Consider the following 13,632-nt stretch of genomic DNA (forward strand, 5'->3'; position numbering starts at 1 on the left):
GGATTTCCTCGAGCACGAACCGCGCGACGTCAGAACCGGGCGTCTCGAACGCGAGGACCTAAGCCCCTCGCACCCCGCGCTTTTCCACAAAATGCGGTCTTGCATGGCGCGGGCGCCCAGCAACTGCTTGTCGCCGTCGCGGCGGCGGGCGGCTTGCCGTCCCAACCTTGCAAGAGATTGTCACAACTTGAAACAGCCGCCTAGAGCGCCTCTGCGCCTGACGTCAGCTCGCCGGGTCGTACATGAACTCGCGCAGTTCCTGCGAGCAACGGCAGGCGACCGCGATTTTTCGCGCCCAGGCGACGGCGTCTTCGCGCGTCGGCAACTCGAGCACGGTGAAGCCGCCCTTGAGGTGACTGCCGCGATAGATCTCCGTGGAAACCGACCCGTCGCCGGAGACCAACACCGGATCGACCTGCTCGTGGATTCCGCCGCCGAACACGTAGACCCCGGCCGCCTTGGCTTCTTCGATCACGGCCCGCGCCGCGTCGGCGACGATCGGCAACTCCTCGGGAGTGACCACCATGGCTTCGCTGGGAAACGAGATCAGATATTTGGTCATGCGCTGACTATGCATGACGCACGCTAGGATGTGCATCGCTTTCAGCGGGAAGGCCGGGCGGCCGGAACGCTCAAGACCTGGTGCGGGCGGCCGGGATCGAACCGGCAAGAGCCTCTCGGCTCGACGGATTTTCGTACCACTTCGGCTTTCGCCGCCGGGCCTGCGCCCGTTCGTGGTCTGGACTATCCCTTCGCCATAGCCACCGGCCTTAGGCGCCGCCCGTCTAGTCTCTACACCTTCCCCGAAGGGCTTGGCTCGGGATCGCCATCTGACAGGGTTCCCCGAATTTGAGCGGTTCTACGTCCGGGATTTCCCCCGGCGCACTCAATCCTCGGCTTAAGTCCGTTGCGTCTACCAGTTTCGCCACGCCCGCAGGCCGTGCTGGCCCTATAGCCAGTCGCCCGTTCGCCGCCAAGTGGTCCTCAGCCCTTCGGCAGGGCCGCGACGGCTTCCTTGAGCACCGCCAGCCGGTGGGCGTCGGCCGGATGGGTCGACAGCACCTCCGGCGGCTCGGGCTGCTTGCGCCCCTCGATGGCCATGCGTTCGAAGAAGCGGATGGCGCCGGCCGGGTCCAGGCCCGCCCGCTGCGCCAGATCCACGCCCAGCCGGTCGGCTTCCAGTTCGTGGTTGCGGGAATAGGGCAGGATCACCCCATAGACCGCGCCCATGCCCAGGGCGCCGGCGATCTCGCCCGCGTGCTGGCCATAGTCCCCGTTGGCGAGGATGGCCTGCAGCACGCCGACCCCGACCTGGACGGCCAGTTGCTGGCTCACCCGCTCGGCCGGATGGCGCGCCAGGATGTGGCCGACCTCATGGCCCAGAACGCCCGCCAGTTCGTCGTCGTCGCGGGCGAAGTCCATCAGGCCCTTGAACGCGGCCACTTTTCCGTTCGGCAGGACGAAGGCGTTGATCTCCGGCCGATCGAAGACGACGAACCGCCAGTCCAGGTCGGTGCGCCCACTGGCCTGGACGATCCTGCGGCCCACCCGCTCCAGCCGCGCCTGCATGGCGGTATCGGTCGAAGTCGGCGTCTGGTTGATCAGATCGGCCCAGGCCTGGTCCGCCATCTCGCGCAGGGTCTCGTCGGGCACCACCGCGAACTGGCTGCGCCCGGTCGCCGCGTTCTCCGAGCAGGCGACCAGCGCCGCGCCGCTGGCCAGCACCGCCAGCAGGTTGCGGCGCGAGACCCTGACAGGGCCTCGCCGACAGCCGCACGCCGTAATCACGCCCTCGCGGCGCTCTCCCATGCCTTGAACTCCGGGGTGGCCAGCAGCCGGTTCATATAGGCGCCGCAGGAGCCATCGTCGCCATAGTCCGAAGGATGCACGCCATAGGTCCGGAACCTGGTGGCGACCGGCGTATAGAAGGCGTCGGCGATTGACCACTCGCCGCCCAGGAACGGCCCGCCCGACCGGGCCAGCAGTTCGCGCCACAGCGCCACGATGCGGCGGATGTTCTTCTGGGTGGCTTCCGACAGCGTCACGACCTTCGGCTCGGCCTCCAGGGCCATCGGGCACTCGCCGCGCAGCGACTGGAAGCCGGAGTGCATCTCGCTGGCCGCCGCCCGCGTCAGAGCGCGCAGCGCCGGATCGGCCGGCCACAGCCTGGCCTCGGGGAATTTCTCGGCGAGATACTCGCAGATCGCCAGTGAATCCCAGACCGTCAGGTCGCCGTCCTTCAGCGCCGGCACCATCCCCGAGGGCGAGTGCGGCAAGATCTCAGCTTCCGTACGCCCGTCATCCTGGCGCAACATGATTTCTACTTCGGTGAATGGCGCGCCAACGTGCTTTAGGACCAGCCATGGGCGCAGGGACCAGGTCGACCACCGCTTGGTTCCGATCACGAGTTCCATGGGCTACTCCTTTTTTCTTCCGGAGAGGCTATTGCCCATGCCCCGGGGGGCTCGTCTAGAGTGCGCCCAACAATAAGAAATTCGTATCAGTCCCATTTTCGTAGGAAACGTCCTTCATGACCGAGACCACCGCACAGTCGGTTGATCCGGCCACCGCGGCCGCCGCCCCGGCGGCCAGCGCCCAGCCATTCTCCGCATCTTACACGCGGTATGCGATGTTCCTCCTGCTGGGGATCTACATCGTGAACTTCCTGGATCGCGCCGTGGTCAATATTCTGGCCGAGCCGATCAAGAACGACCTTCACCTTGCGGACTGGCAGCTCGGCCTGATGAGCGGCCTGGCGTTTGCGATTTTCTACACCGTGCTCGGCATTCCGATCGCGCGTATGGCCGAGCGTAAGAACCGGCCGATCATCATCGGCACCGCGGTCGCCGCCTGGTCCGGCTTCACCGTGCTCTCCGGCTCGGCTCAGAACTTCATCCAGCTCGTGCTCTGCCGGATCGGCGTGGGCGTGGGCGAGGCCGGCTGCACGCCGCCGGCCCACTCCCTGATCGCCGACTACGTGCCCAAGGAAAAGCGCGCCTCGGCGCTGGCCTTCTACTCCATGGGCACCCCGCTGGGCGGCCTGCTGGGCTTGGTCATGGGCGGCCTGGTGGCCGACGCCTTCGGCTGGCGCTGGGCCTTCGTGGTCGCCGGCGCGCCGGGCGTTCTCTTCGCCCTGCTCGCCTGGTTCACGCTGAAGGAACCCCGGAAGGTCATGGCCCAGCACTCCGCCGCCATCCAGGCGACCCAGGCCTCCTTCGGCGAGACCCTGAAATATCTCGGCAAGAAGAAGACCTTCTGGCTGATCGCGCTCGGCGCGGCCATCAAGGCGTTCATCGGCTACGGCCACGCCCCGTTCACCGCCTCGTTCTTCCTCCGCGTCCACGGCGACGAAGTCGCCAGCCTGGCCTCGGCCTTCGATCTGAAGTCCGTCGGCTTCCTCGGCCTGGCGCTCGGCCTCATGGGCGGCACCGCCGGCACCATCTCGGCCTGGCTCGGCGGCCAGATCGCCGACCGCTACGCCAAGACCGACCTGCGCGGCTACGTGTCGGTTCCGGCCATCGCCTCGCTGCTGGCCGTGCCGATCTACGTCATCGCCGTCAGCGTCCCGTCGGCGACCGCCGCGCTCTGGATCCTGGTGATCAACGGCCTGATCGGCTCGCTCTGGTACGGGCCGGTCTATGCGATCGGCCAGTCGATCGTGCCGCCGCACATGCGCGCGACCACCGCGGCGATCCTGCTGTTCATCATCAACCTGATCGGCCTGGGCCTTGGCCCGCTCGCCGTCGGCATCCTGTCGGACATCATGAGCAACGTCGTCGGCCTCGGCCCGGCGCAAGGCGTCCGCTGGGCGCTGATGCTCTCGACCGGCTTCGGCCTCGTCGCCTTCGCGCTCCTCTGGGCCGCGCGTCGCACGATCCGCGAAGAAATGGTCAGCTAGGCCTCATGGGCGGAGAGCGCCGCGCGCTCTCCGCCTAATGACGCAGGAAGACTAGCCACATCGCAGTTGCGGCGAAGATCAGCCCGAACACCAGGTTCAGCCAGCGGGCCCGGCGCACTGGCCGGCCAAGCGCCGCCTGGATCAGGAACACCGCCGCGGCCAGGGCGCACCCAGCCGCCGCCAGCCAGAACTTCCCCGGAGGCGGCACGAATATCGCCGCGGCCACCATCGCCAGGGCGATCGCACGCCCGATCAGTTCCGGCGCCAGCCGCCGCTTTTCCGCCGCCATCACGTCCCTCTTGCTCGAGCCTGCGCCGGACCTCGACGCGGTCGGTCATGGTCACAGAACCCGCAGCGGCGATCCAGCCGGAAGTCGAAAGCGTGAGCTTGTCGCCCTGCCCGGACTCTGGAAAATAGGTCGGTGACCAAGCTCATCTTCGATTGCGACCCGGGCGTCGACGACGCCATCGCCCTCTTCCTCGCCTTCGCCTCGCCAGAGCTCGAGCTGCTGGCGATCACCACCACGGCCGGCAATGTCAGCGCCAGCCTGACCGCCCGCAACGCCGCGATCATTCGCCAGATCGCCGGCCGCGAGGACGTGCCGATCCACGCCGGCGCCGATCGCCCGCTCTTCCGCGCCGCGGTCGAGGCCGGCGCCTTTCACGGCGAGAGCGGCCTTGGCCCGCTGGAGCTCTTCACGCCCGCAAAGGGCGTGGAGGCCGGCCACGCCGCCCAGGCCATCGTCGATATCGTCATGGCCCACGCCCCCGGCGAGGTCACGCTCGCCGTCACCGGCCCCTGCACCAACCTGGCCCTGGCCATGCAGCTCGAACCCACCCTCGCCGCCCGGCTCGGGCCGGTGGTCGTCATGGGTGGCGCACGCCGCGAGGGCGGCAACATCACCGCCTCGGCCGAGTTCAACATCTTCGCCGATCCGCACGCGGCCCAGGTCGTCTTCGCCTCGGGCGCGCGCTGCGTGGTGATGGGGCTGGACGTCACCCACCAAGTCCGCGCCGATCCAGCCCGCACCGCCGCGATCGCAGCCATCGACAGGCCGGCGGCCAAGGCCAGCACCGTACTGCTCGAGTTCTCCAACGCCCTGGAACGCGACATCGTCGGCGGAACCGGCGCGCCGATCCACGACCCCTGCGTGATCGCCTACCTGCTCGCGCCCCAGCTCTTCACCCTGCGCCGCTGCGACCTGCAGGTGGAGACCAGCTCGCCCCTCACCCTCGGGCACACCGCGGTCGAGTTCCGGCTGCCCGATCCCGCCGCCGCGCGCATAGAATGGGCGACCGGCGCCGACGCCGACGGCGTCTTCACCCTGCTGACCGAGCGCCTCGCCAGATGACCAGGATCACCATCGTCGGCTCGATCAACCTGGATTTCGTGGCCACCGCCGCCACCCTGCCAGCCCCCGGCGAAACCGTGACCGGCGCCAACCTCGCCCGTCATCCCGGCGGCAAGGGCGCCAACCAGGCCCTGGCCGCGCGACGGCTGGGCGCCGACGTCGGCCTGGTCGGCCAGGTCGGCGCGGACGGCCTCGCCGACGAGGCCCTGGCGCTGCTCTGCGCGGGCGACGTCGATCTCTCCGGCGTCGGGACCGATCCCGCCGCGGCCACCGGCGTCGCCCTGATCGCCGTCGCGGCCGGCGGCGAGAACCAGATCATCGTCGCCCCCGGCGCCAACGCCAGCTTCACGCCCGAGCGCCTGACCACCGTCCCGCCCGGCGCCCTGATCTGCCAGCTCGAACTGCCCGTTGCGACCGTCGCCAAGGCGGTGGCCATGGCCGAGGGTTTCGTCTGCCTGAACCTCGCCCCGGCCGCCGAGATCCCGCCTGAGACTCTCGCCCGCGCCGATCTCATCGTCGTCAACGAGACCGAGGCCGCCTTCTATGGGCAGGCGCTGCACGCCCAGCCCGGCCTCGTCGCCATCACCTGGGGCGCCAGAGGCGCCGGGCTCTTCCGGGCCGGCCGCCAGCTCGCGCTCGCCGCGCCGCCGAAGGTCGAGGCGGTGGACGCCACCGGCGCCGGCGACACCTTCGTCGCGGCCCTCACCCTCGCCCTGCTGGAGGGCCAGCCCCCGGCCGACGCCCTGGCCTTCGCCTGCGCCGCCGGCGCGCTTGCCGCCACCCGCCCCGGCGCCCAATCCTCCCTGCCGACCCGCGCCGAGGTCCTCGCCCTCATGGAAGCCGCCCGATGAGCGTTCCCACCCTCAGCCTCAGGACCTTCGCCGCCGGAGACGCCGCCGCCCGCGCGCGCTTCTCCGACGACCTGATGCGCGGCCTCCAGGACTACGGCTTCATCATCCTGGCCGACCACGGCGTGCCTGAGGACCTGCTGGGCGCCGCCTACGCCCGGAGCGCCGAGGTCTTCGCCCTGCCCGAAGCGGTCAAACGCCGCTACGCCGCCGGCATGCGGGGCTACACGCCGTTCGGGACCGAGCACGCCAAGGACTCCACGCTCCCTGACCTCAAGGAGTTCTGGCAGATCGGCCGAGACGCCGCCCCCGGCCTTCCGGCTGAGGATTTCCCCCCGAACGTCTGGCCGGCCGAAGCGCCAGCCTTCCAGGCGACCTTCAGCGCCCTGTTCGACGCGCTCGACCGCACCGGCCGCATCCTTCTCTCGGCCCTCGCCCCGAAGCTCGACCTTCCGTCTGACTATTTCGACGACAAGGTCTCGGCGGGGACCTCGATCCTGCGTGTGCTGCACTATCCGCCGGTGCCAGGCGACGCCCCGGCCGGCGCGGTCCGCTCGGCGGCCCACGAGGACATCAACTTCATCACCCTGCTGGTCGCCGCCAAGGGCGCGGGTCTCCAGCTCCTCGATCGCGACGGGACCTGGCTTCCGGTGGAGACCGAGCCGCGCAACCTGATCGTCGACTCCGGCGACATGCTCCAGCGCCTGACCAACGGCGTCATCCCCTCGACCACCCACCGCGTGGTCAATCCGGTCGGCCCGAACGTCAGCCGCTATTCGATGCCGTTCTTCATGCACCCGGCCTCCGACGTGTCCCTGGAGTGCCTCCCCTCGTGCCGGGGCGACGGCGCCCGCTGGCCGCCGATCACCGCCGGCGAGTTCCTCGCCGAACGCCTTCGCGAGATCGGCCTGGCGAAGTAGAAAGCGCTCATGAACCAGACGCAGACCATCTGCGGCCGCGAGGTTCTCTTCTGGAGCTCCGCCGGCCCGCCCCTCTCCGCCCCGAGCGACGCCTCCGACCTGGTGGGCGAAGCACTTTCGGCCAGCGCCGAACTGATCGTCATCCCGGTCCAGAGGCTCTCGCCGGACTTCCTCAGGCTCTCGACCGGCCTGGCCGGCGAGGTGCTGCAGAAATGCGTCAACTACGGCCTGAGGGTCGCCATCCTTGGCGACGTCAGCAGCGCGACCGCGGGCAGCGGTCCCTTGCGCGACTTCGTCTCCGAGTCGAACCGCGGCCGCTCGGTCTGGTTCGTGACCGACCGCGCGGACCTGGAAGACAAACTCGCCAGACTCCCCCCCTCAACGGGCGCCTGAAGCCTCCGGCACGCGCATGATCATGACGAGGCAGGGGTTCTCCGGTCCCCAGACCTCGATCAGCTCTTCCAGGGCCTCGAAGCCCACCGCCTCATAGAAGGCCCGGGTTCGCTCATAGGGTTCGTAGGGCAAGGACGGCCCACGCGTCTTCACGGTCAGGTTGGGCTTGCCCAGCTCCCGCGCGACGGCCCGGGCCTGGGCGATCAGCGCCTTGCCCACGCCTTGCCGATGAAGGTTGGGGCGGACCGCCAGGAGGTGGACGTCCAGTGCGGAAAAGCCGGTGTCCGTCAGGACCATCAGGCCAAGGGCCCGCCCGTCGGCCTCGGCGACCCAGGCCTGCTCGCGCTCGGCGGCCTCGGCATAGGCGGCGTTGGACTCGGGCAGCCCGAACCATTCGGGCAGTTCGGCAAGTATCGCAGCGCATTCGGCGCCGGCGGGCCGGCGGGTGATCTTCAAGCTCATTGGGAAGTTCTCGACAGTGGAATTCAGGCCGCAAACGGCCGTTCGCGCTCAAGGCGCGGCGAAGGCGGGGTGCTGGGTTCGTTTTCCTGTCGCGAAAAGACATACCGGCCAAGGCGCCCGACCACAAGAGGCGGCGGCGCCGCTCCAACCCGCCATCTGGCCGACCAAACCCGCTGCGTCTAAATCTTCCAGCCAAGTGTCGGGAACACGCAATCAGGCGCGTCCTTAGGGAGATCGGAAGCCAGCCATGCTCTACGCCATCCTTTGCTACAACGACGAAGCGATCACCTCCGCCTGGACCAAGGAAGAGGACGACGCGGTCATGGCCAGGCTCCAGGTCGTCCACGAGAAGACGCGCGAAAAAGGTCAGCTCGGCCCGGCCATCCGGCTGCTGCCGACCACCTCGGCCACCACCCTGCGCAAGGCCCAGGACCTGGTCATCGACGGCCCCTACGCCGAGACCAAGGAACAGCTTCTCGGCTTCTACATCGTCGACGTGCAGTCCCTGGACGAGGCCCTGCAGATCGCCCGCGACCTGGGCAAGGCCAATCCCGGCGGCGCCTATGAGCTGCGCCCCATCAGCATCTACCAGCCCGGAAAGGAGCTGCAGCTTACGTGACCGACCCGGCCTGGATAGACGCCGCGCTGACTTCCGCCCGCCCGCAGGCGGTCAGCGCCCTGCTGCGCTATTTCCGCGACCTGGACCTGGCCGAGGAGGCGTTCCAGGACGCCTGCCTGCGCGCCCTCAAGTCGTGGCCGCAGAAGGGGCCGCCCCGCGATCCGGCGGCCTGGCTCATCCTCGTCGGCCGCAACAGCGGCATCGACTCCGTCCGTCGCCGCGCCCGCAACCAGGCCCTGCCGCCCGAAGAAACCATCTCCGATCTCGACGATGTCGAGGCGCCGCTCGCCGAGCGCCTCGACGGATCGGACTATCGCGACGACATCCTGCGGCTCTTGTTCATCTGCTGCCATCCCGACCTGCCGGCGGTCCAGCAGGTGGCCGTCGCCTTGCGCATCGTCAGCGGGCTGTCGGTCAGGCAGATCGCCCGCGCCTTCCTGGTCAGCGAGGCGGCCATGGAACAGCGCATCACCCGCGCCAAGGCCAAGATCGGCCAGGCCGACGTCGCCTTCGAGGCCCCGGGCCCCGCCGAACGCGCCGAGCGTCTGACCACCGTCGCCTCGGTCATCTATCTCATCTTCAACGAGGGCTATTCCTCCACGGTCGCCGAGGCCGACGCCCGCGCGCCCTTCGCCGAGGAGGCCATCCGCCTCGCCCGCCTGCTGCTGCGCCTCTTTCCGACCGAGCCGGAGATTATGGGCCTGGCCGCTCTCATGCTGCTGCAGCACTCCCGCGCCGCGGCCCGCTTCAACTCGGACGGCGAGATCGTCCTGCTGGAGGACCAGGACCGCGGCCTCTGGAACCGCCGAATGATCGCCGAGGGCCTGGCCCTGATCGACAAGGCCCTGCGCCACGCCAGCCCCGGCCCCTATCAGGTCCAGGCCGCCATCGCCGCCCTGCACGCCAGGGCGCCCGCCCCTTCCGACACCGACTGGGCCGGCATCGACCGGCTCTACGCGACGCTGGAGGCCATGACCGGATCGCCCGTCGTCACTCTCAATCGCTCGGTGGCGATCTCCAAGACGCAGGGCCCGTTGGCGGCCCTCGCCATGATCGAGCCCCTGGCCGACAAGCTCTCCGGCTATTTCTATTTCCACGGCGCCAAGGGCGGCTACCTCATGCAGCTCGGCCGCAACAACGAAGCCCGCGAGGCCTTTGACCGCGCCATAGCTCTCGCCAACTCCGCCCCCGAAGCCGCCCACATCCGCCTCCACCTCGACCGGTTGCAGGCCGAGGCCGATCAGTAGCAGGCCGGGCCGGCGGAGGCGGCCAGCGGCTCGCGCATCAGGCGCACCTCGCTGGCGACGAGATCGGGGTCTTCCTGCGCGATCCCATGGCCGCACCGCTCGGCCACGACGAAACGCGATCGGCTGGACAACTCCGCCAGGCGCTGTTGTCCCTCTCGCCAGCCAGCCTCCAGCGGCGCGTGCGGTCCGCGGAACGGCTTTCCATGGGCGATGACCGTCAGCGGGAGGTCTCCCAGCCTTCCGAAACCGCCCGCGACCCGGCGATCGCCCGGGGTCGCAAGATAGGCGTCCGCCTCCTGCATGGCCGCGGCCCAGTGCTGAGCCCGGTTGACGACCCTGGCGATGCGTCGGCGCTGCTGCGCATCGAAGCTGCTTGGAAGGCCGCGCGACATCAACGGCCCCAGCAGGCCGAGCGGGCGCAGCAGGCGAACGGCCGCGAACTGCTGTCGGCTGGAGGCCAGCAGCAGGTCCAGGGAGGCGAACACATGCTGCTCTCCGGCGCTATCCACCAGGACAAGCCCGGCGACCTCGCCGGGGAACAGCCTGGCGAAGGCCCGCGCCACCAGCCCGCCGAAGGACTCCGCAACCAGGACGAACGGGCCTGCCTCGCCGGCCGTGGCGAGCAGGTCACGCAGATCGCGCGCATGGTCCTCGAAGGTCAGCGATTGGGGCGCCGGATCGCTCTCGCCGAGACCTGCGCGATCATAGCTGCACACCCGGCCAAAAGCGGCGATCCGCGCCTGGAGCGGCGCGCTGAACGCCGCCGACATGCCGCCGCCCGGGATCAGCACCGCAGTCGGCCCGCCGACGCCGCTGGCGACCATATGCAGCTTGCGTCCCCGCCCGGTCTCCAAAAGGAGTTCGTTCATGACCACAACCCCCGCCTGTATCGATCACGGCACAACCGGCGACGGACATCAAGACAGCTCGTGACACTATTGGGGTCCGGCATCGGGACGCTTTCAGAAGATATTCTCCTGCCGGCATGACAACTGTCGTGTCCGGGCAGCGGGGGCCCGGGCTAAGCTGAACCTCAACTGCCGCTACGGCGCGAAGCCGATCCCACGACGCCAGCGCCGCGGCTGTCATCGAAGGATTGCGCCATGGATGTCACCGTCGCCCGGATCATTCACGTCCTGTCGGTCCTGCTGTGGATCGGCGGGGTGGGCTTTGTCACGACGGTGCTCTTCCCGTCGGTCCGACGAAATTACGCGCCCGAGGAGCGGCTGGCGGCCTTTCTCAGGTTCGAGGGAGTGTTCGCCTGGCAAGCTCGGATCAGTGTTGGCCTGGCTGGCCTGAGCGGTCTCTACATGACCTGGCGGCTTGACGCCTGGAGCCGCTTTCAGTCTGCGACCTACTGGTGGATGCATGCCATGCTGCTGCTATGGCTCCTCTTTGCGGCGATGCTTTTCATAGTCGAACCGCTCGGTCTGCATCGGAAACTGGAGCGCGCGATCGCCGCTGGAACCTCGAGCGTCCAGTTCGGCCGCATGGAGCGTTTCCATAGGATCATGCTCGGCCTCAGCCTGCTGACTCTGGTGGGCGCCGTCGGCGGGAGCCATGGCCTGTTCGTCTGATAGGCCGGTCACCCATTTCGTTTCGCCGGACGAGACGATTCCGCTGGTTCTTGACCGCCTTGGCTTGGGCCATCCGCCCCGCTGACGTCGAGCGCCCCAGCCGGGGATCGGAAGGTCCGTTCGACGCCAAGAAGTCGATCAAATCTCGACCATGTCGAACTCGGCCTTGGCCGTGCCGCAGAGCGGGCAGATCCAGTCCGCGGGAATGTCGGCCCAGCGGGTGCCGGGGGCCAGGCCCTCGTCCGGATCCCCCGCCCTCTCGTCGTAAAGATAGCCGCAGGTCCGGCACTGCCAGGTCTTGTACGCCTCTGCCATGCCCGCCTCAGTTCATCTTGAAGCGGACCGGCACCGACTTCGGGCCGCACACGAAGCTCGCGGTCATGTTCTTGGGCTCGCCGTCAAGTTCGATCGCCTCCAGCCGCTTGAACAGCTCCTCCCAGAGCACCCGCATTTCCATCCGCGCCAGATGCTGGCCCAGGCACACGTGCGCGCCGTAGCCGAAGGCCACGTGCTTGTTGGGCGTACGCTCCGGGTCGAAGACGAAGGGATCGGTGAACACCGCCTCGTCCCGGTTGCCGGACGGGTAGCTGAGCATGAGCCAGTCGCCCTTGGCGATCTTCCGGCCGGCCAGTTCGGCGTCCGCAGTCGCCGTGCGCATGAAGTGCTTCACCGGCGTCACCCAGCGGATCGACTCCTCGACGAGACCGGGGATCAGGGCCGGGTTTGCCTTGACCCTGGAGAACACCTCCGGATTCCGCGCCATTTCCCACATCGCGCCCGCCGTCGTGGACGAGGTGGTGTCGTGCCCGGCGGTGGCGACGATGATGTAGTAGCTCATGGCCTCCAGGTGGCCGAGCGGTTGGCCCGCCACCTCGCCGTTTGCGATGATGCTGGCGATGTCGTCTCGCGGCCGCGCGCGGCGATCCTCGGTGATGCCTGCGAAATAGGTCATGAAGTCCATGACGACGGACTGGATCGTGTCGACTCCGGAGCCCACGTCGCCGGTCGTTTCCGCACCGGTGCGGTTCAGCTCCGGGTCGGCCGCGCCGAACAGTTCCTGGGTCAGCTTGAGCATCCTGGGCTCGTCGCTTTCCGGCACGCCCAGCACTTCCATGATGACCTGCAGGGGATAGAGGAAGGCCACGTCGCGGGCGAAATCGCAGCGCTCCCCCATGGCCGCCATGTGATCGATGAAGCCGTTGGCGATCTCGCGGATACGGTCTTCCAGCTTTCGGAGGTTCTGCGGCACGAAGGCGCCCTGGGTGAGGCGCCGGTAGCCCATGTGGTCGGGGTTATCCATCTGCACGAGCGAGCGGACCAGGTGCGGGCTGCCGCCCATCATGGCGCGCACCTTGCGGTCGCCCTCGATCGTCGTGAGCGTCGCGGAGCGGTCGCCGTTGTGGAACAGCTCGTTCTGCCGCTCGACATCGAGAATGTCCGCATGCCGGGTCACGACCCAGAACGGGTCGTAGCCGTCGGGTTCGGCCACCGCCAGGGGGGCCTCCTTGCGGAGCCATGCGAAGGCGTCGTCCACGGGCTTGCCGGCGGCATAGGCGCGGGGATCGATGATGGTGGCGGCGACGTCCGAAGGTATTTTCACGGCCTGGTCCCTGAGCGTATCTTGTCGGCATTAAGTTGATTGTCATACAACAAGTAAAGTGGATTCGATGACCGCGCCGACCGCCGCCGTGGACAATGCCGCCCGCGTCCGCCGCACCCAGGCCGAGCGGCGCGACGAGTCCGGGCGCCGACTGCTGCAGGCCGCCGCGGAACTGATCGTGGAGCGTGGCGTCTCGGCGGCCACGTTCCAGAACATCGGCGCGCGCGCCGGGTACAGCCGCGGGCTCGCCACCCAGAGGTTCGGGTCCAAGCAGGGCCTAATTGACGCGCTGGTCGCCTTTCTCGAGGCGCGGCAGGCGGAACTGATGGGCGAGCTCGACGCCCTGCCGGCGCTGGACGCGGTCCTGGCCTATGTGGAGCTCTTCCTGCGCAATCTCGGCGGGGCCGGGGAGGCGCGCGCCTATTTCATGATGATGGCCGGCGCCGTCGCCGACCTGTCGCCCCAGCGCTCAGCCTTCGCGAAGGTGCACGAAGGCGTGGAGCGGCGGCTCGAAGCTCTGATCCAACGCGGTCAGGCCGAGGGGACCATCCGGGCCGAGCTGGACGCCGACGCCACGGCGCTGATCATCGGCTCGCTATTGCTGGGCCTGTCCATCCAGCTCCTGGTGGACCCGCAGATGAACCTGGAGCCGATCCGTGAAACCAGCCTGATCTCGCTTCGCAAGACCCTGACGGCCGACCAGTAGCCCCAAGATCA

The 13,632-nt window shown here is 68.7% G+C and carries 17 protein-coding genes; 9 read left to right on the forward strand and 8 right to left on the reverse strand.

The window, feature by feature from the left end:
• Window positions 1-223: 223 nt before the first annotated feature.
• The 3 genes from ABID41_RS16545 to ABID41_RS16555 all read right to left on the reverse strand — a co-directional run bounded on the left by ABID41_RS16545 (window position 224) and on the right by ABID41_RS16555 (window position 2,414).
• Window positions 224-562 carry a YciI family protein gene (locus ABID41_RS16545; RefSeq protein ID WP_331931186.1) on the reverse strand — a complete coding sequence of 113 codons (339 nt, stop codon included), beginning with the start codon at window positions 560-562 and terminating at the stop codon, window positions 224-226.
• A gap of 422 nt (window positions 563-984) precedes the next feature.
• Window positions 985-1,809, reverse strand: a complete 825-nt coding sequence (locus ABID41_RS16550) for a M48 family metallopeptidase (protein WP_354298158.1) — start codon at window positions 1,807-1,809, stop codon at window positions 985-987.
• Entirely contained in the window at window positions 1,785-2,414 is a 630-nt protein-coding gene (locus tag ABID41_RS16555) for a glutathione S-transferase family protein (RefSeq protein ID WP_354298159.1), read from the reverse strand. The genes ABID41_RS16550 and ABID41_RS16555 overlap by 25 nt, the downstream gene beginning before the upstream one ends.
• A gap of 116 nt (window positions 2,415-2,530) precedes the next feature.
• Here ABID41_RS16555 and ABID41_RS16560 point away from each other — a divergent pair, with 116 nt between their 5' ends.
• Window positions 2,531-3,898 carry a spinster family MFS transporter gene (locus tag ABID41_RS16560; RefSeq protein WP_331931192.1) on the forward strand — a complete coding sequence of 456 codons (1,368 nt, stop codon included), beginning with the start codon at window positions 2,531-2,533 and terminating at the stop codon, window positions 3,896-3,898.
• A gap of 34 nt (window positions 3,899-3,932) precedes the next feature.
• Here ABID41_RS16560 and ABID41_RS16565 read toward each other — a convergent pair whose 3' ends face one another.
• Complete coding sequence (locus tag ABID41_RS16565) at window positions 3,933-4,187, reverse strand: hypothetical protein (protein WP_354298160.1); 255 nt, start codon at window positions 4,185-4,187, stop codon at window positions 3,933-3,935.
• Between the two features lie 132 nt (window positions 4,188-4,319).
• Here ABID41_RS16565 and ABID41_RS16570 point away from each other — a divergent pair, with 132 nt between their 5' ends.
• The 4 genes from ABID41_RS16570 to ABID41_RS16585 are packed head-to-tail and all read left to right on the forward strand — an operon-like array spanning window position 4,320 to window position 7,410.
• The gene (locus ABID41_RS16570; RefSeq protein ID WP_354298161.1) at window positions 4,320-5,249 is read left to right on the forward strand and encodes a nucleoside hydrolase; all 930 of its coding nucleotides are present in this window, start codon (window positions 4,320-4,322) and stop codon (window positions 5,247-5,249) included.
• The gene (locus ABID41_RS16575) at window positions 5,246-6,100 is read left to right on the forward strand and encodes a ribokinase (protein ID WP_354298162.1); all 855 of its coding nucleotides are present in this window, start codon (window positions 5,246-5,248) and stop codon (window positions 6,098-6,100) included. Before ABID41_RS16570 ends, ABID41_RS16575 begins: the two co-directional genes overlap by 4 nt.
• Window positions 6,097-7,017 carry an isopenicillin N synthase family dioxygenase gene (locus ABID41_RS16580; RefSeq protein ID WP_354298163.1) on the forward strand — a complete coding sequence of 307 codons (921 nt, stop codon included), beginning with the start codon at window positions 6,097-6,099 and terminating at the stop codon, window positions 7,015-7,017. The genes ABID41_RS16575 and ABID41_RS16580 overlap by 4 nt, the downstream gene beginning before the upstream one ends.
• Window positions 7,018-7,026: 9 nt before the next feature.
• Window positions 7,027-7,410: a DUF4180 domain-containing protein gene (locus ABID41_RS16585; protein ID WP_354298164.1), complete on the forward strand. Its 384-nt coding sequence runs from the start codon at window positions 7,027-7,029 to the stop codon at window positions 7,408-7,410.
• On the opposite strand, the gene ABID41_RS16590 is transcribed toward ABID41_RS16585, so the two are convergent.
• Complete coding sequence (locus ABID41_RS16590) at window positions 7,396-7,872, reverse strand: GNAT family N-acetyltransferase (RefSeq protein ID WP_354298165.1); 477 nt, start codon at window positions 7,870-7,872, stop codon at window positions 7,396-7,398. The two genes, ABID41_RS16585 and ABID41_RS16590, sit on opposite strands and share 15 nt — an antisense overlap.
• A 247-nt stretch (window positions 7,873-8,119) precedes the next feature.
• Between ABID41_RS16590 and ABID41_RS16595 the strand changes: the two genes are divergently transcribed.
• Both ABID41_RS16595 and ABID41_RS16600 read left to right on the forward strand, forming a co-directional pair.
• Window positions 8,120-8,491: a YciI family protein gene (locus ABID41_RS16595; RefSeq protein ID WP_354298166.1), complete on the forward strand. Its 372-nt coding sequence runs from the start codon at window positions 8,120-8,122 to the stop codon at window positions 8,489-8,491.
• Complete coding sequence (locus tag ABID41_RS16600) at window positions 8,488-9,738, forward strand: RNA polymerase sigma factor (protein ID WP_354298167.1); 1,251 nt, start codon at window positions 8,488-8,490, stop codon at window positions 9,736-9,738. Before ABID41_RS16595 ends, ABID41_RS16600 begins: the two co-directional genes overlap by 4 nt.
• Here ABID41_RS16600 and ABID41_RS16605 read toward each other — a convergent pair.
• Window positions 9,732-10,607: an alpha/beta fold hydrolase gene (locus ABID41_RS16605; protein WP_354298168.1), complete on the reverse strand. Its 876-nt coding sequence runs from the start codon at window positions 10,605-10,607 to the stop codon at window positions 9,732-9,734. The two genes, ABID41_RS16600 and ABID41_RS16605, sit on opposite strands and share 7 nt — an antisense overlap.
• Window positions 10,608-10,841: 234 nt before the next feature.
• Here ABID41_RS16605 and ABID41_RS16610 point away from each other — a divergent pair, with 234 nt between their 5' ends.
• Window positions 10,842-11,315, forward strand: coding sequence for a hypothetical protein (locus tag ABID41_RS16610; protein WP_354298169.1), 474 nt, complete (start codon window positions 10,842-10,844; stop codon window positions 11,313-11,315).
• A 138-nt stretch (window positions 11,316-11,453) separates the two neighbouring features.
• Here the strand turns inward: ABID41_RS16610 and ABID41_RS16615 are convergent, their stop codons facing one another.
• Together ABID41_RS16615 and ABID41_RS16620 are read right to left on the reverse strand one after the other, a co-directional pair.
• Entirely contained in the window at window positions 11,454-11,630 is a 177-nt protein-coding gene (locus ABID41_RS16615) for a rubredoxin (protein ID WP_331930833.1), read from the reverse strand.
• Between the two features lie 7 nt (window positions 11,631-11,637).
• Window positions 11,638-12,915, reverse strand: a complete 1,278-nt coding sequence (locus ABID41_RS16620) for a cytochrome P450 (protein WP_354298170.1) — start codon at window positions 12,913-12,915, stop codon at window positions 11,638-11,640.
• Window positions 12,916-12,982: 67 nt separating this feature from the next.
• Here ABID41_RS16620 and ABID41_RS16625 point away from each other — a divergent pair, with 67 nt between their 5' ends.
• Window positions 12,983-13,621 (forward strand): TetR/AcrR family transcriptional regulator, encoded by a 639-nt coding sequence (locus tag ABID41_RS16625; RefSeq protein ID WP_354298171.1) that lies wholly within the window; start codon window positions 12,983-12,985, stop codon window positions 13,619-13,621.
• The last annotated feature ends 11 nt before the right edge of the window (window positions 13,622-13,632 follow it).

The sequence above is a fragment of the Phenylobacterium koreense genome (genome assembly GCF_040545335.1).
GTDB classification, from domain to species: Bacteria; Pseudomonadota; Alphaproteobacteria; order Caulobacterales; family Caulobacteraceae; genus Phenylobacterium; species Phenylobacterium koreense.